The 17,008-nt window shown below is 34.9% G+C and carries 12 protein-coding genes, 1 tRNA gene and 1 pseudogene; 5 read left to right on the top strand and 9 right to left on the bottom strand.

Annotated features, from left to right (window positions below; translation table 11 throughout):
* Positions 1 to 178: 178 nt before the first annotated feature.
* The 3 genes from rpsI to UMM65_RS12310 all read right to left on the bottom strand — a co-directional run bounded on the left by rpsI (position 179) and on the right by UMM65_RS12310 (position 1,465).
* Complete coding sequence (rpsI, locus tag UMM65_RS12300; protein WP_321976891.1) at positions 179 to 565, bottom strand: 30S ribosomal protein S9; 387 nt, start codon at positions 563 to 565, stop codon at positions 179 to 181.
* Positions 565 to 1,020 carry a 50S ribosomal protein L13 gene (gene rplM / locus UMM65_RS12305; protein ID WP_321976893.1) on the bottom strand — a complete coding sequence of 152 codons (456 nt, stop codon included), beginning with the start codon at positions 1,018 to 1,020 and terminating at the stop codon, positions 565 to 567. Before rplM ends, rpsI begins: the two co-directional genes overlap by 1 nt.
* Positions 1,021 to 1,228: 208 nt before the next feature.
* On the bottom strand, positions 1,229 to 1,465 hold the full coding sequence (locus tag UMM65_RS12310) for a DUF1059 domain-containing protein (RefSeq protein ID WP_321976895.1): 237 nt from the start codon (positions 1,463 to 1,465) through the stop codon (positions 1,229 to 1,231).
* A gap of 244 nt (positions 1,466 to 1,709) precedes the next feature.
* On the opposite strand from UMM65_RS12310, the pseudogene ggt reads away from it, so the two are divergent.
* Positions 1,710 to 3,317, top strand: a pseudogene (ggt, locus tag UMM65_RS12315) (gamma-glutamyltransferase).
* 71 nt (positions 3,318 to 3,388) lie between these two features.
* On the opposite strand, the gene polA reads toward ggt, so the two are convergent.
* The 4 genes from polA to UMM65_RS12335 all read right to left on the bottom strand — a co-directional run bounded on the left by polA (position 3,389) and on the right by UMM65_RS12335 (position 9,864).
* Positions 3,389 to 6,226 carry a DNA polymerase I gene (gene polA / locus UMM65_RS12320; RefSeq protein ID WP_321976896.1) on the bottom strand — a complete coding sequence of 946 codons (2,838 nt, stop codon included), beginning with the start codon at positions 6,224 to 6,226 and terminating at the stop codon, positions 3,389 to 3,391.
* Positions 6,227 to 6,342: 116 nt separating this feature from the next.
* A complete protein-coding gene (locus UMM65_RS12325) occupies positions 6,343 to 7,341 on the bottom strand; it encodes a hypothetical protein (protein WP_321976897.1) in 999 nt (332 codons plus the stop codon).
* Between the two features lie 129 nt (positions 7,342 to 7,470).
* Positions 7,471 to 8,493, bottom strand: a complete 1,023-nt coding sequence (locus UMM65_RS12330) for an isoaspartyl peptidase/L-asparaginase family protein (protein ID WP_321976899.1) — start codon at positions 8,491 to 8,493, stop codon at positions 7,471 to 7,473.
* Positions 8,494 to 8,526: 33 nt separating this feature from the next.
* Complete coding sequence (locus tag UMM65_RS12335; protein WP_321976900.1) at positions 8,527 to 9,864, bottom strand: sugar MFS transporter; 1,338 nt, start codon at positions 9,862 to 9,864, stop codon at positions 8,527 to 8,529.
* Positions 9,865 to 10,014: 150 nt separating this feature from the next.
* Here UMM65_RS12335 and UMM65_RS12340 point away from each other — a divergent pair, with 150 nt between their 5' ends.
* Together UMM65_RS12340 and UMM65_RS12345 are read left to right on the top strand one after the other, a co-directional pair.
* On the top strand, positions 10,015 to 10,761 hold the full coding sequence (locus UMM65_RS12340; protein ID WP_321976901.1) for a copper homeostasis protein CutC: 747 nt from the start codon (positions 10,015 to 10,017) through the stop codon (positions 10,759 to 10,761).
* 82 nt (positions 10,762 to 10,843) lie between these two features.
* Positions 10,844 to 11,140: a thioredoxin family protein gene (locus UMM65_RS12345; protein WP_321976903.1), complete on the top strand. Its 297-nt coding sequence runs from the start codon at positions 10,844 to 10,846 to the stop codon at positions 11,138 to 11,140.
* Positions 11,141 to 11,232: 92 nt separating this feature from the next.
* Here the strand turns inward: UMM65_RS12345 and UMM65_RS12350 are convergent, their stop codons facing one another.
* The gene (locus UMM65_RS12350) at positions 11,233 to 11,892 is read right to left on the bottom strand and encodes a polysaccharide deacetylase family protein (protein WP_321976904.1); all 660 of its coding nucleotides are present in this window, start codon (positions 11,890 to 11,892) and stop codon (positions 11,233 to 11,235) included.
* A gap of 184 nt (positions 11,893 to 12,076) precedes the next feature.
* Positions 12,077 to 15,157: a protein O-mannosyl-transferase family gene (locus UMM65_RS12355; RefSeq protein WP_321976906.1), complete on the bottom strand. Its 3,081-nt coding sequence runs from the start codon at positions 15,155 to 15,157 to the stop codon at positions 12,077 to 12,079.
* A gap of 291 nt (positions 15,158 to 15,448) precedes the next feature.
* On the opposite strand from UMM65_RS12355, the gene UMM65_RS12360 reads away from it, so the two are divergent.
* Together UMM65_RS12360 and UMM65_RS12365 are read left to right on the top strand one after the other, a co-directional pair.
* A tRNA-Gln gene (locus UMM65_RS12360) sits at positions 15,449 to 15,519 on the top strand.
* 340 nt (positions 15,520 to 15,859) lie between these two features.
* Positions 15,860 to 16,963, top strand: a complete 1,104-nt coding sequence (locus tag UMM65_RS12365; RefSeq protein WP_321976907.1) for a DUF1549 domain-containing protein — start codon at positions 15,860 to 15,862, stop codon at positions 16,961 to 16,963.
* The last annotated feature ends 45 nt before the right edge of the window (positions 16,964 to 17,008 follow it).

The following is a 17,008-nucleotide window of genomic DNA, read 5'->3' on the forward strand; positions in this document are numbered from 1 at the left end:
CAAGTAGCCACTTAGAGTGAGTCTCAATTATTTGGGTGCTAAACTTAAACAGATTTATTAATAATTGTTGTTTTTTAAAAGATCCCGCGGTCGTTCCTCCGCGGGATTAACCTTTCGACTGTCGCTCAAGACAGGCTTATCCCACACATTTCGCAGAAAAGCGAAAAGTGGTTCTCTGTTAACGTTTAGAGAATTGGTATTTCTTACGGGCTTTTTTCTGACCGAACTTTTTACGCTCTACCATTCTTGGATCTCTTGTTAACAACCCTTCAGGTTTTAAAATAGCCTTATAGTCTGGATCAATAGAAACCAAAGCTCTAGTTATTGCCAAACGAATTGCTTCGGCTTGACCTGTAACTCCACCTCCAAATACATTTACTTTAACATCGTAATTTTTATCATTATCGGTTAAAGTTAAAGGTTGCAATACTTTATATTGTAAAGTTCCAGTTGTAAAATAATTATTTAATTCTCTTTTATTTATGGTAATGTTTCCTTTTCCTTTAGAAACATAAGCACGGGCAACTGCCGTTTTTCTTCTACCTATTTTATGTACTATATCCATTATCTAAGATCGTTAAGGTTAATAGTCTTTGGTTTTTGAGCTTCTTTATTATGCTCGGCACCAGCAAAGACATTTAAATTTCTAAATAAAGCACTACCCAATTTGTTTTTTGGTAGCATTCCTTTAACTGCTTTTTCTACTAAACGAGTTGGATCTTTTTTAAACAACTCAGTTGCAGTAAGCGATCTTTGACCTCCAGGGTAACCTGTATGACGGATATAAGATTTATCTGTCCATTTGTTTCCTGACAATACAATTTTTTCTGCGTTAATAATTACTACATTGTCACCGCAATCAACGTGAGGTGTGTAGTTTGGCTTGTATTTACCTCTTATAAGCATTGCTACTTTAGAAGCTAAACGACCCAATGTTTGTCCGTCCGCATCAACTAAAACCCACTCTTTGTTTACAGTGGTTCTGTTAGCCGATACTGTTTTGTAACTTAATGTGTTCACACGATTAGTTTTTGTCTATTAATATTAAATGATTTTTCCCTTAAAAAAGGGTTTGCAAAGATACTACTATTTATTTATATTACAAATAGTGTTTTTGATATATTTTTAATTGAGTTTGTAAGAGATAATATGACGGCTATCGAAGGTGTTTAAAGCCATTGCTGGTGTATGGTTATAGCCCTTCAGAAAGTGTGTATGGGTTTCGCAACTATTGATTCTCCGGAAGTGCATCAAACTCCATTCTTTTATTATAAAACCAATCTTGCATTTGTTGTGGAGTCTGTGTTTTCATTTTTTCTTTCATCTCATCCATTACCCTAATATGATCCGCATCACCTTTTTGAACCATTTCCATACCGTGCTTTTTGCTTTGTTCTACCATTTCTTCAAAGGTATTGGCATGAAACTCCTTATTACATGGTCCGCCTAGTTGTTTACAGGTCATTGTTTTCATTTGTTCGGGTTTTAAGTGCAGTACAATTTACGTTTTTTTTATAATTAATTACAAATTAATACTATAGGTATAATTTCTATTGTGTACAATGTATATTTTAATTAGGTTTGTTAAGTTAGTCAAAATCAAAATCCCCATGAAAATTTACTTAAAAATAATTGTATTTGTTTTTTTATTTATAACGAGTCCAATTTTCGCTCAAAGCGGAAAGACGCCTGCTCCCGCTGAAAACGGAATGGTGGTTACCAGTCATTATTTAGCGTCTGAAGTAGGAAGAGATATATTAAAAAAAGGAGGAAATGCCATTGATGCATCTGTGGCTACAGCTTTTGCTTTGGCGGTTACTTTACCTTCTGCGGGAAATATCGGCGGTGGTGGATTTTTAATTTATTACGGTGATGATGGTAAAAAAACAACTTTTAACTTTAGGGAAAAAGCACCAATTGCCGCAACGGAAACTATGTTTTTAGGGAAGGATGGAAAGATAAAAGACAATTCAAATCATGAAGGATTATTAGCAACGGGAGTACCCGGAACAGTTGCAGGGCTATATTTGGCACACCAAAAAATGGGAAAATTACCTTGGGCGGATTTGGTCGCTCCAGCAGTAAAATTAGCATAAGAGGGTTTTCCGGCAACATATAGAAATGAATGGTTCGTGAATTTTATAGCTAGAAGTAAATCTAAATATCCGTCAACAGCCAAGACTTTTTTGAAAGATGGAAAAACACCTTACAAGCCGGGTGAAATTTGGAAGCAACCTGAATTGGCAGAAACGTTAAAAAGAATTCAAGAAAAAGGAGCAGATGGATTTTACAAAGGTAAAACCGCGAAACTTATTGCCGATTTTATGAAGAAAAACGGAGGTATTATTACCGAAAAAGATTTGGCTAAATACCAAGCTCAAGAGTTAAAACCAATCTTAGGAACATACAGAGGTTATGAAATTGTAGGTATGCCACCACCAAGTTCTGGTGGTATAGCTTTGGTTGAGATGCTGAATATTTTAGAAGGTTATAATTTGAGCGAAATTGGACATAATTCCGCTATTTCTTTACATATACTTACCGAGGCTATGCGTAGGGCTTTTGCCGACAGGGCTGAATTTGTGGGTGATTCTGATTTTAATCCTGATTTACCTTTGGAAAATTTAATATCAAAAGAACACGCCAATAATTTAAGAGCAAGTATTGATTTACAAAAAGCTTCAATAAGCGATTCTACAAATTTTAATGCAAAACATTTAAAACCTGAAAGCCCTGAAACCACTCATATTTCCGTAGTTGACAAAGACGGAAATGCAGTCTCGTTAACTTATACCTTAGAAAATAGTTACGGTAATAAAATAGTAGTTGAAGGTGCAGGATTTCTATTGAATAACGAAATGGGAGATTTCAATCCCATTCCCGGTTATACAAACTCTCGTGGATTAATTGGTACAAAACCTAATTTGGTGCAGCCCGAAAAGAGAATGTTATCAAGTATGACACCGACGATTGTTGCCAAAAATGGCAAGCCGGTTATTGTTATTGGAAGTCCCGGTGGAAGAACAATTATTAACACCGTTTTGCAAGTAATTTTAAATATTATTGACTTTGATATGAACATTGCCCAAGCCATTGAAGCACCTAGAATTCACCATCAATGGTTTCCAAATAAAACTTCTTTTGAAAGACATGGCATATCTCCAGATACGCAAAAAATGTATGAAGCTTTAGGCCATGAAGTCTATTATAGAAATATGCAAGGACAAGCTATGGGAATTACTATTGACCATCAAAATAATAAAATCTACGGTGCTGCGGATTCTCGGAGTTTTGATGCTAGAGCGGTAGGGTACTAGGTAGATTTTAGACTTGAGATATTTTAGATAAAAATTTCTAATATCTCATGTCTAAAATCTCACGTCTATTTTTAATGTGCCGCCAACCAATCTTTGCCCAAACCAATCTCAACATCTAAAGGCACAGCCAATTTATAAGCATTTTCCATTTCAGTTTTTATAATAGGCTTGATGATTTCAAGCTCATCATTGTGAGCATCAAAAACCAATTCATCATGCACTTGGAGTAACATTTTACTTTTGAAGTTTTCTTTTTGAAAGCGGTCGTAAATATTTATCATTGCCAATTTAATAATATCAGCTGCACTCCCTTGGATGGGAGCGTTAACGGCATTTCGTTCTGCCGCTCCTCGAACAACCGCATTACGTGAATTAATATCTTTCAAATACCTACGTCTTCCCAAAACCGTTTCAACATAACCATTTTCTCTGGCAAAATGTATTAGTCCGTCCATATAACTTCTCAGTTTTGGATAAGTTTCATAATAAGTATCAATTAACTCTTTGGATTCACTTCGCGAGAGCGTAGTCTGATTACTTAAACCAAATGCGGAAACACCATAAATAATTCCGAAATTAACAGTTTTGGCATTGCTACGTTGTTCACGGGTTACTTCTTTTATTGGCACATTAAATACTTTTGCCGCCGTTGAAGCATGAATATCTTCATTGTTTTTAAAAGCATTTATCATATTTTCTTCTTGGCTCAATGCAGCAATAATTCGCAATTCAATTTGGGAATAATCCGCTGCCAATAAGGTATAATTTTCATTTCTTGGAATAAATGCTTTTCGGACTTCACGTCCACGTTCGGTTCGAATAGGAATATTCTGTAAATTGGGGTTGTTGGAACTCAATCTGCCCGTTGCGGCAACGGCTTGAGCATACACCGTATGAATTCTTTTGGTTTTTGGGTTTACCTCGTTTGGTAAGGCATCAACATAGGTGCTTTGCAATTTTTTATATTGTCTATACTCTTGAATATCCCTAATAATTTGATGATCTTTTGCCAAGTAAGACAATACATCTTCGGCGGTTGAGTATTGTCCTGTTTTTGTCTTTTTAGGCTTATCGACCAATTTAAGTTTGTCAAATAAAATAGGGCCTAATTGTTTTGGGGAAGCCAAATTAAATTCTTCACCAGCTTGTTCGTAAATACCTTTTTCCAAACGCTCAATGTCATTACCTAAAGCTATTGACAATTCCTTAAGAAAATCAATATTAATATTAATACCTTCAATTTCCATGGCGGTAAGTACCTCAACCAAAGGCATTTCAACATCATTAAACAATTTTGTTAAGTTGCCGCTCTCCAATTCTTTTTCAAAATGTGTTTTCAGTTGTAAGGTAATATCTGCATCTTCAACGGCATATTCGGTCTGTTTTTCCAATTCAACATCACGCATATTGCCCTGGTTCTTTCCTTTTTTACCGATTAGTTCCGTGATAGGAACAGGTTGATAGTTAAGATATGTTTCTGCCAAAACATCCATATCATGACGCATATCCGGATTTATCAGATAATGTGCAATCATGGTATCGAACAATTTACCTTTAACGGGCATGTTGTAATTCGACAACACCTTAATATCGTATTTTAAATTGTGACCCACTTTTTCGATGGATTCGTTTTCAAAAAACGGTCTAAATTCTTCTAAAATCTGTTGTGTTTCTTCTTGATTTTCAGGAAAATGAACATAAAAACCTTTGTGGTGTTCCCATGAAAAGGCAATACCGATAAGCTCAACTTCCAGAGCTTTTAATCCCGTAGTTTCGGTATCAAAACAAACCGATTTTTGAGCTAACAATTGCGTTAGCAATAATTTTCGTGATAGCGGAGTATCTGCAAATTGGTAAAAATGAGAGACATTATCAATGGTTTGATAACCACTTACAACAGTTTCTGTTTGAGTAGCTCCTGTACCCGGTGCGGCAAAAAGGTCAAATTGAATATTATCAGTAGGATTGTTTTTTGATGCTGTTTTTTTAGTTTCCGTTTGTGGTTTTACTTCTTGGGTTTGAGCTTCTTCACTAAATGTCTTAATGATATTCTCTGTCAATCTTCTAAATTCCAGTTCTTCAAAAATCTCGGTTACTTTTTGTAAATCAGGAGTGTTCAGTTCAAAATCAGTCGCATCAAATTCCACTGGAACATCTAACATAATTGTTGCTAACTTTTTAGAAAGCAAACCTTGTTCGACACTAGCTTCTACCTTTTCTTTCATTTTTCCTTTTAGCTCGTGGCTGTTTTCAAACAACCCTTCAATGCTGCCATAAGCCGCCAAGAATTTCTTAGCGGTTTTATCGCCTACGCCCGGTAAACCTGGAATATTATCAATTGCATCACCCTTCATGGCTAAAAAATCTATGACTTGCAATGGGTCTTTTACCTCGAACTTTTCTTGTACTTCCGGTATGCCCCAAGTTTCGTAACCACCACCAAATCTGGGTCGGTACATAAAAATATTCTCTGAAACCAATTGTGCAAAGTCTTTATCTGGCGTAACCATAAAAGTCTGGTAACCTTCTTTTTCCGCTTTTTTGGCGAGAGTTCCAATAACATCATCGGCTTCATAACCCTCTTTTACCATAATTGGAATGTGCATGGCCTTTAAAATGTTTTCAATATAAGGTATAGCAATTCTAATAGCTTCGGGTGTTTCATCACGATTGGCTTTATAATCGGCAAACATTTCCACACGATCCACACTTCCTCCTCTGTCAAAGCAAACCGCTAAATGGTCAGGTCTTTCACGTTTTATCACATCCAATAGAGAGTTCATAAAACCCATTATTGCTGAGGTGTCCATGCCTTTGGAATTGATTCTAGGGTTTTTTATAAAAGCATAATAACCCCTAAAAATTAAGGCATAAGCATCTAATAAGAATAAGCGTTTTTGTGTTGACATTGTAGAATTTTCAAGTATCTCCAAATCTACAAAGATTGTTTTGAGTATTAAAATATTTTGAAGAGATAAGTTATAAATTAAGAATAAGACTTAGCCTTTGTATTGCAGAAAAAATCTTAAATCAATTTTTTTATCCAGAAGTTCTTATTTTGCTCTATTGTTGTGTCGGAATACTTGTTCAGAAATATTATAAGATAATCAATATATTCTTTTGGTAAGTTTTTTGATTTAAGAATGTCTTTCATGGTAAGCATTTCCTCGGATATAAGAAACTTCATATTTTCATTTGTAAAACCTGTTCTGTCTGCAATTTTGAGTGCCAGAACACTTTGAAAAGGATTAGGATTGTTAACCAATTTTACTAGCATGTTAATATGCTCGCTCCAATTTATTTTTCCTTCATAGGTATTAATGAAAGATGATAAAATTGGTTGAACACCACTTCCTTTTTCTAATAAAAGAGGCATAAAGTCCAATAAATCATTTTCATTTTTTAAATACTTTGGTGCTATAAAAATTGCAACTTCATTTAATGAATCTTTTTCATTGGAATGATAAAGTACCGATAAAGCATCTTGTTTATCAAATTTGCCTGAAAAATCCTCATAGACCTTATAAGCATTGATAATCTTATCTTTATTTAATTCTATTCCATATCCCTTAAATTCTGTTTGTAGTTTTAAGTATAAGCTATCTACCCCTTTGTTGTTGTTTTTTTCAAAAAAAGGAATAAAAAAAGGAACTTGTTGTCTTTCGTAAAATCCAAACTTATCAAACTGTTTCTTAAATTCTTTCCATCTTCTAATTTTGGATTCATTAGGTTTGTTAATTTTATTAGGCAAATCATATTTTGGCATCTCCCTAGTAGTAACAATAATCTTGTTTGAAAATGCAATGGGAATCTTGTTTCCATCGGGCATACCCATTTTGGTAAGTGACTGTTGGCAAATTCCTTCAGGATATGACATTATCTCAGTTAGAAAATCTTTTTTGGATTGATTTTCTAGTCCCCAAACTTCTACAAAATCATATTTTTTTTCAATTTCGGATAATTCCTGACTATATCCTCCAAACGTTGAGAAGAGAACAATTAGGGTTAGATAAAATAATTTCATAATAATAAAGTGATACTAAATTTATGTGCGTCTTTATTAAATACGATAGAAAATATTGTTTGTTGCACTAATTTTGTTCGAATGAACTAAATTTTAAAACTCATCAAAGATGCTCTGTATTTTCTGTTTTTAATCTTTACTCCCCTCTTTTAAAAAATAATCAGATTGGATATTATCGTTTTTATCATCTTGATATTTTGCCATGCTAAATCCTTTGTGAATGGAATACGAGCCTGTTTCCCCTTTTTTATTTACCGCAATATAGCCCACCTGAAAATCTTTGTAGTTGCTGTTGGGTTTGGAAACTATTCTTTTGATAGCTTCCTCACAGGCTTCTTGTGGGGATTTGCCTTGTCTCATTAATTCAACCACCAAAAAACTACCAACTGTTTTAACCACTTCTTCGCCCAATCCTGTGGCAACGGCACCGCCAATTTCATTATCTACAAATAATCCTGAACCAATAATTGGACTATCGCCAACTCGACCTGCCATTTTATAAGCCAATCCGCTTGTGGTACAACCACCGCAAATATGTCCGTTTTTATCAACGGCAAGCATACCTATAGTATCGTGATTTTCAATGTTGATAATCGGTTTGTATTCTGAATTTACTTTCCATTCTTCCCATGCTTTTTTGGAAGATTCTGTCAATAAATTTTCCTTTTTAAATCCACTTTCATAAGCAAATTGTTCTGCTCCTTTTCCGGCAAGCATTACGTGAGGTGTGTCTTCCATCACTTTTCTTGCCACTGAAATTGCATGTGTAATATTTTGCATATAAACTACTGCACCACAGTCGCCTTGAGAGTTCATGATACTAGCGTCCAACGTTACATTACCGTCTCTATCTGGTGAAGCTCCATTGCCTACGGTAGTATTTTTTAAATCGGCTTCTTCGACCCTACAACCCTGTTCAACTGCATCCAAAGCAGATTTTCCACTTTGTAGCGTTTCCCAAGCTTTGGCTGTAGCATTAGAAAAATTCCAGGTACAGATGACCAATGGTAAAGAAGCTTCTGCAACAGTTGCAGCCATTTTTTTATCGGCCTCTTTGTCATCTATTTTGTCTGCACAATTGGTTAAGGAAGTTCCGATGGCCAGTCCAACGCCACTTAAGGACGCGTTTTTTATAAAATTTCTACGTTTCATCTGTTTTGTTTGTAGTTATTTAAGATTAAAAGATCATAAACTGTATTCCGTTACTTTTTTATGTTTACTCCTAGCATTCTTTAATCCGTAGAATAAAATGTAAGCATAACAGCAAATTACAAAAATAAGTGCCATTTTAAAGCCAACATTATCAGTTAATAAGCCGAATAATGGTGGAATAATGGCACCTCCAACGATGGCTGTACATAGTAATCCAGACGCTTTTGGTTTTAGTTCGCCTAAACCGTCAATGGCCAATGTAAATATGGTCGGAAACATTATAGAATTGAATAAACCTACAGCAATAATGCTCCACATAGAAATGAGTCCGGTGGTAGCCATTGAAATCAATATTAATGTTACCGCTATGGTGGCAAATATGCCCAAAACTTTACCAGGTCTCATTATTTTAGTTAAATACGAACCTACAAAACGACCCACCATGGCTCCAGTCCAATAGAATAATACAAAAATTCCCAACAAGGCTTTGTCGTCAGCTCCATCTAATGATTTTTGAAATAGATTGGCAATAAAGTTTGCGGTATTCATCATTATAGGGCTGTCTCTAACTATAGGCACCAAGTTCATGTCTAAAAAATAATTAATCAAATAACTGCCTATGGCAACTTCAGCTCCAACATAAAAAAAGATGCCCAATACGCCCAACATTAAATTTTTCTTTTTAAAAGCTTGTGCATAAGTACCTGTCGATTTTTCACTTATCAGTTTTGGTAATTTGGCAAAAAAGAAAACCACGGCAATCAACCCTATGAATATGGCTATACCTATAAAAGGTTTCTGAACGGCAGCAGCTTCGGTGGCTAAATAACCTTCTTTGGCGACACCCACAAGAGCGTCAATTTCTTCTTTTGTCTTTATTTTATCACTTAAAATATACAATGCACCAATAATAGGGGCAATAGCGGTACCAACGGAATTAAAAGCCTGTGACAAGTTCAATCGGCTGGAAGCACCGTCTTCACTGCCCAAAGCCGCTACAAAAGGATTAGCGGCTACTTGTAAAATCGTCATTCCACCAGCCAAGATAAAATAGGCCAACATAAAAATACCAAATACACGATAAGAAGCTGCAGGGTAAAACAACAAACAGCCTACAGCCATGGTCAGTAGCCCTAAAATAATACCGCGTTTATAACCAATTTTTGATAAGATGTAACTGGCGGGTATGGACAGTAAAAAATAAGCTCCGAAAAAAGCAAATTGAACTAATCCTGCTTGAAAGTAGGAGAGCGTAAATAATTCTCGCAAACGTGGAATCAGTGAGTCCACCAGTACGGTTATAAATCCCCAAAGGAAAAATAAAATAGTTAATAATATAAAGGAGCTGCGATAAGATTTTTCTTGGGTCATTATTTTTTATTTAGTTGAGTTTAATAAAAGTATTAGTTTAGTACTAATTTAAATTGGTGAAGCAAGATAGTAAAAACAGTTATAATTTCATCGGATTTTTGACTAACAACAGAAATTCATTGATAAAAACAGTATTAAAACAATAAAAAAATGCAGATAGAAATTTGTGCAAATGGATACCAATCAGCATTAAATGCCCAAGAAGCAGGTGCTGACCGAATTGAATTGTGTTCAGAATTGGCGGTTGGTGGCATAACACCATCTTACGGGCTGATAAAAAAAGTAAAGCAGGATTTAAAAATTCCCGTTCACGTTCTGATAAGGCCCCGAAGTGGAAATTTTACATATTCCGATGCTGAATTTGAGATTATGAAGCAGGATATTGAATTGTGTAAAAATCTTGGGTGTGAAGGTGTTGTGTCTGGAGTTTTAAATGCCGATAATACTATCAATATAAAAAGAAATAGAGAATTGGTTGAGCTCGCAAAACCAATGAGTTTTACATTCCATAGGGCTTTTGATTGGGTTGAAAACCCATTGGACGGATTAGAGCACTTGATTGAGATTAGAGTTGACCGTATTTTAACATCAGGACAGGAAAATGAAAGTATAAATGGGATAACGTTGCTTAAAAAGCTGAAAGATAAAGCGAATCATAAAATTGAAATTATGCCAGGTGGCGGTATTAACTTAGATAATATTTTAGATTTTAAAAATGCGGGTTTTAAAGAAGTTCACTTTTCGGCAACAACATTGCATCAAGTTCAAAATAAAGTAAAAGTTTCAATGAACAGCAAACGCTTTTTTGATGAGACTTTACTCGCTATTTCTGATGTAGAAAAAATCAAAAAAAATATCAATTTGATCAAAAATAACGGTTATTACTTTAAAAAGTAAAAAAATTACCTAAAAATGTTATATTTGTATAAGTAACCCGCTAACTCGTAGTTGATTGTTTAATAGTTAAATAATATATTTTATGGCAAAATTTGGTGAGTTGATCAATTCGAGCATACCGACTTTAATTGATTTTTATGCGGATTGGAATGAAAACAACAATACTTTCCATAAGGTTTTACGTGACGTAGCAGCCGCTTTGGGCGATAAGGCTAAAGTTATAAAAATTGATATTGACAAAAACGAAACCTTGGCAAACGCACTGCGAATAAAAGGAAATCCTACATTTATTATCTACAAAAATGGCGAAATGAAATGGCGGCAATCTGGTGAGCAAGATGCCAATACTTTAATTAGTTTGGTAGAGCAGTACGTTTGAAATAGATTTTAGATTTTTGACTCCTGTCATCCCGACGTAGGAGGAATCTCATTTTAGTTATGAACTGGTTTCTTAGATATTAATGTTGTTTTTTAATTTATCCTATCAAACTTATATCCTTTCTCACTATAATATTCTAAAACTTTTGGGAGTACCATTTTTAACTTTTCAAACGCTTTTATGCTATCGTGAAAAACAATAATATCTCCACTTTTAGCATTTTTTATTACATTATTTAAACACTTTTCGGCATTAATAGTTGTATCAAAGTCAGCACTTAAAACTGACCACATTATTATTTTATAATTGTTTTTTCTCAGTAGTTTAATTTGCGATTTTTTCATCTTTCCATAAGGAGGTCGAAATAATAGTTCGGAGTTCAGAGTTTTGAGTTCGGAGTTTTTTTTGGTTTTTTCAATTATTTTTTCAGTTTTTGAAACGGAGTTAACATATTCTTCATCCTTTGTTTTCCAACCTTTTTCGTGATTGTAAGTGTGATTGCCAATGGAATGGTCCGCCTTAATAATGTTTTCAAAAATAGATGGATATTTTTCTATGTTGTTACCTATACAAAAGAATGTGGCTTTGGCACTATATTTTTGTAATGTATTCAATACCCAATCGGTTATTTCTGGTGTAGGCCCATCATCAAAAGTGAGGTAAATTTCCTTATTTGAGTTTGGCAAACTCCAAACCTGATTTGGATATAACGTTTTAATCCAATTTGGGGTTTTTGTGAAATATGGTTTCATTGTTTTAATGAAAGTCTAAAAATAATTAACGAACAACGATTAACGAGTTTTGATTTTTGACCCACCACATCAGTCATTCAGGTGTAGGAGGATTCAGTTAAATCTGTCAAGATGATTGGCAGATTATAAATGTTAATTGATTGACAATCTTCTATTTGTTCGCTCTGAATGACACAATATTTGGTTATTCAACGAAAAGGTGGCTAACCGATTTAAAAGAACTACTAAAACCATCCTCCAAGCTGGCTGCAATTTCTTCATCATATTCTTGAACAGTATCTACAATATTTCGATACATCAGTAAAGTGCCTTCTAAGTCATCAGAATGTCGTGAGACGCCATAGTTGTCCAGCCCACTATAAAATTCAATACGATCTTGAAAAATATCAACTAGCGTATTGATAACATTTCTGGCTTTTTCCTTTTTATCGATCATGTAATATGCTTCGGGATAACCCAATACAAGCCCATAGTGACCGTATCGTTTAATCGGCATTTTTTCGATGGACAAATCCAATATTTCTTCCGCTTTATCGTATTTATTTTCTTTTATTAAGGCTTCTGCCAAGCGAATTAAACTATTTCTAAAACTAATTCCGTTTTTACGTGTTTCCACGTCCACATAAATATCACCGTTGCTATTTTTCCAATCCCATTTTTTCACATTGTTGTACATGGTTTCGGTATCTATTCTTCCTAAATCCAATACGCTTTTAGATCTGCCACGGGCATCTTTGCTAGGCGTAAGAATTGGTACAAATTTATAGGCCAACCCATCTAATTGCAGGTAATCTTTCAACCATATATATTCATCTTCCGCATGGGCCCCTCCGGTAAAATAAATGGGTCTCGTCCAATCGTTATGGGCCAAGATATCCAACATTAAAATACGGTGCTTTTGTAAGCCAACCTTATCAATTTCTATGTCAATATAAGGAACGATTTTGGCGGAATCTTTTAATGGAACAATCTTATTTTTTAATACTGCCTCTTTGTCAACAGGAACTCTAATTTTATTGGTAGGATAATATTTTTCCGGGAAACCGTCCTCGTCAATATCTATAAAAGTCCGATTATCATCGCTTGCCAGCCAATTCATCAAAGCCCTGATGTCCATAACCGTGTCTTTAAAAGCTGGGTTGGGAATGTGATAAGCTACGTCTAAAGAACCCGTTTTATAATCGTTATGTACCAATTGACCCGGAATCGGATCTGCTAAATAGGTCTTTCTTTTCTGTTGGTCAATATACCAATCAGTAGCGAACAGGCTGGTATTTACCAATTTAAGGTCGGTTCTATAATTTTCAACCTCTTGCATATACCATAACGGGAAGGTGTCATTATCGCCAATGGTAAACATAATGGCATTTTCTTGTGCAGAATCTAAATAGGCTTTTGCATTGTTCCGTGTTGCATAGCGACCCGATCGGTCGTGGTCGTCCCAATTTTCGGATGCCATTAAGGTCGGAACTGCCAATAAACAGATTCCGGTTGTTGCCATTGCCAATACCCTGGGATTGATTTTGTCTTTAAATTGCTGATAAATTGCCATAACCCCAAAACCTATCCACATTGCGAATACATAAAACGAACCTACTACCGCATAATCACGCTCGCGAGGTTCAAAAGGTTTCGGATTGGTATAAAATATAATAGCCAATCCCGTAAAGGCAAAAAAGAGCAAGAGGATATAGAAATTCTTTTTATCAAACTTAATGTGAAACAGCAGTCCTACAATACCTAAAATTAACGGTAAAAAGTAATAGGTGTTTCTACCTTTATTTTCTAGAACTTCTTCGGGCAGGTTTTTTTGTGAGCCCAATCTCATTTCGTCAATAAAATTTATGCCGCTCAGCCAATTACCGTGGTTGTCCAAATTACCTTGGATATCATCTTGACGACCCACAAAATTCCACATAAAATATCGTCCGTACATATAACCGAACTGGAAATCGAACATGAATTTTAGATTCTCTCCAAAAGTAGGTCTACGTTTGCTATTTGGCGGTATGCCCGCAACACTTTTATAGTTGTGAGCTACATTCGGGTCAACCATACGCGGAATAAAACCCTTGTGCTTGTCCGTATAATTTGGCCTTGCATCTTTATACCGATTTACAATTACATATTTACCCGCTTTTTCGTCTTTTTCGTATTTGGGCTTATCATCACGCCAAGGATCGTTCGGATCTTGCGTGCGTGTTTCGGAATAATAAGAATCATAAAAAATACTGGCATCACCATATTGTTCACGATTGTAATATGCCAATAATTCCCTAGCACTAGATGGATTATTTTCGTTAATTGTAGTATTTGCATTGGCTCTTATAGGTAGCATAATCCATGACGAAAAACCTATCATAATAAAAAGCAAACATAGAATGATGAGGTTGGTGTGAATTAAATTTTTCTTTCTGGTATGGCGTATTGAAAAGTAAAAAATGGCGATTAAAACAATACCCGCAATAATACTTCCCGAATTAAAAGGCATTCCCATACTATTTACAAAAAATAGTTCAGAAGCACTAAAGAAGGCAAGGGTATAAGGAAATAAAAATTTAAACACAAATGCCAACACCAGAATTGCAATTATATTGGCGATGATAAATTTCATAGAGGTAATGTCTCTATATCTTTTATAAAAATAAATGAAAACAATAGACGGAATTACCAATAAAGACAGGATATGAACACCGAAGGATAGCCCAACAACAAAAGCAATGAGCAATAGCCATTTATGACCTCTGGGTTTATCCATTTCAGTTTCCCAACGTAAGCCAAGCCAGAATAATAATGCCATTAAAAAAGATGACATGGCATACACTTCTGCTTCTACGGCACTAAACCAAAAACTATCCGAAAATGTATAAGCCAATGCACCGACCAAACCACTACCTAAAATAGCAATGGCGTTACTTTGATTGATTTTCTCTCCGTTTTTTTTAATTATTTTTTTTGCCAGAATGGTTATGCTCCAAAATAAAAATAGAATGGTAAAGGCACTTGATAACGCTGACATAAAGTTGGTCAGCATGGCTATGTTTTCAGGATCAGTTGTAAACATGGCAAAAAATGCACCTAGCATCTGGAACAGTGGTGCCCCTGGTGGATGGCCCACTTCTAGCTTTACAGAGGTAGCAATATATTCACCAACATCCCAATAACTTACAGTCGGTTCTAAGGTTAGCGTATAGGTTAATAGGGCAATTGCAAAGGTTGCCCAGCCTAAAATATTGTTCCACTTTTTATAATTGAATTGATCCATCTTTAAATTTAGTTGCTTGGGGGCGAATTTACTAAATAAATATTGATTAATTTTTCCGTTTAACGTATGCGGTAAAGATTTAGCTATTAAAAAAATGTTAAAAAAAGCCCACTAACCTCGAAGGAGGAATTTGTTGCTCGATAGAAATAGATGAGAGATGTGATACGACTTTTCTATATTCTGTAAAAATTTTTATTAGATTTTCTGTTTTTAAAATTCAACCAAAAAAATTTGCCATATTAAAAGTTTGGTTTAAATTTGCACCTGCTTTTAAAGAAGCAGATTTGATATTGGCCCATGGTGTAATGGTAACACTCCGGTTTTTGGTACCGTCATTCAAGGTTCGAGTCCTTGTGGGCCAACTAAGTTGGTAAAAACGTTTCGCATTTCGCGAAACGTTTTTTGTTTTGCAAAAACAACAAGAAAAGGGCGAGATGTTTATTCAGCCTTTTCGGGAACTCCTTATGGAAAAGTAAGCATCTTTATAGTATATTGATTATTAGATTCTTTTTTATTTTATTGAATTTTTATGTTGGTAATTGTTCTACTTCTTTAATCTCAAAGAAAGTTGATAATAACATAAAACCATCCAGATAAACAGTTTCAAGCAAATAAAGTATCAATATTAGCTTAAATTTAGGTTGATTTATTTTATAAAATACCATAATTTTATACACTTGCAATTGGTAGTATAGAAAAACAATGAAACAAAAGATCTTTATTGGTGGAATTTTAATCCTTATAACGGGTCTGCTCTGGGGTATTAACAGTGGTCTGTTAAATACTTCAAACGAAGATTATGTAGAGATGAAAGTGCCTGATGTGGTCGATTTTAATTTTGATATTAAACCTATACTTTCAGACAATTGTTATACTTGTCATGGTCCAGATGCCAATGAACGAAAAGCAGGACTTCGGTTGGATTTAGAAGAAAATGCTTTTGCGGAATTGCCCGAAAATCCTGGTAAATTTGCTATTGTTAAAGGAAAACATTCAAAAAGCGAGTTGTACAAGCGTATTATATCTGAAAATCCTGATGAGGTAATGCCACCAGCCGATTCACAACTACACCTTACCGATTACGAAAAGAAACTCATCAAAAAATGGATTGAACAAGGAGCAAAATTCGAAAAACATTGGGCATTTATACCTCCTAAAAAAAGTGAGTTGCCAAAACCAGATATTGAAAACTGGGATCAAAATGAGATAGACGTTTTTATTCTAAAGAAATTAGAAGACAATAACTTAACACCTTCTGTGAAAGCAACGAAAGAAATGTTGGCAAGAAGAATTAGTTTGGATATCACAGGATTGCCTCCGAAGCTAGAAACCGTAGATAAATTTGTTGCCGATACTTCAAAGCAGGCTATATCAAAACTAATAGACTACTTTTTAGCATTGCCCTCCTATGGTGAAAAAATGACGCAAACTTGGTTGGATGTTGCCCGATATGCAGATTCTCACGGTTATCAAGACGATAGTTATAGAAGTATGTGGCCTTGGCGAGATTGGGTAATTCACGCCTTTAACGAAAACATGCCGTATGATGAATTTTTAACCAATCAATTAGCGGGAGATTTGATGCCAAATGCTACGAAAGAACAAATTTTGGCTACAGGTTTTAACAGAAATCATCCAATTACACAGGAGGGTGGTGTAATTGATGAGGAATACAGGGCTAATTATGTTGTGGACAGAACAAATACCTTAGGCAAAGGTCTGTTAGGCCTAATACCATTTCTCTTGTTAATTTACTCAATTATTTGTAAATTGCCTTATGGCAAAACAAATAGACTTACACATTAAAGAGAGTGAATCAGAACTAAAGGCTCTTATGAATGCTCAAAGCAA

The sequence above is a fragment of the Aureibaculum koreense genome (assembly GCF_034296135.1).
In the GTDB taxonomy this organism is placed as follows: Bacteria; Bacteroidota; Bacteroidia; order Flavobacteriales; family Flavobacteriaceae; genus Aureibaculum.

Excerpts from the sequence above, each read along its gene's own strand:
- UMM65_RS12340 (WP_321976901.1), top strand. The coding sequence starts at position 10,015 with ATGCAGATAGAAATTTGTGCAAATGGATACCAATCAGCATTAAATGCC.
- UMM65_RS12355 (WP_321976906.1), bottom strand. The coding sequence starts at position 15,157 with ATGGATCAATTCAATTATAAAAAGTGGAACAATATTTTAGGCTGGGCA.
- UMM65_RS12335 (WP_321976900.1), bottom strand. The coding sequence starts at position 9,864 with ATGACCCAAGAAAAATCTTATCGCAGCTCCTTTATATTATTAACTATT.
- rpsI (WP_321976891.1), bottom strand. The coding sequence starts at position 565 with ATGGATATAGTACATAAAATAGGTAGAAGAAAAACGGCAGTTGCCCGT.
- UMM65_RS12330 (WP_321976899.1), bottom strand. The coding sequence starts at position 8,493 with ATGAAACGTAGAAATTTTATAAAAAACGCGTCCTTAAGTGGCGTTGGA.
- UMM65_RS12325 (WP_321976897.1), bottom strand. The coding sequence starts at position 7,341 with ATGAAATTATTTTATCTAACCCTAATTGTTCTCTTCTCAACGTTTGGA.
- UMM65_RS12310 (WP_321976895.1), bottom strand. The coding sequence starts at position 1,465 with ATGACCTGTAAACAACTAGGCGGACCATGTAATAAGGAGTTTCATGCC.
- UMM65_RS12365 (WP_321976907.1), top strand. The coding sequence starts at position 15,860 with ATGAAACAAAAGATCTTTATTGGTGGAATTTTAATCCTTATAACGGGT.
- UMM65_RS12350 (WP_321976904.1), bottom strand. The coding sequence starts at position 11,892 with ATGAAACCATATTTCACAAAAACCCCAAATTGGATTAAAACGTTATAT.
- UMM65_RS12345 (WP_321976903.1), top strand. The coding sequence starts at position 10,844 with ATGGCAAAATTTGGTGAGTTGATCAATTCGAGCATACCGACTTTAATT.
- polA (WP_321976896.1), bottom strand. The coding sequence starts at position 6,226 with ATGTCAACACAAAAACGCTTATTCTTATTAGATGCTTATGCCTTAATT.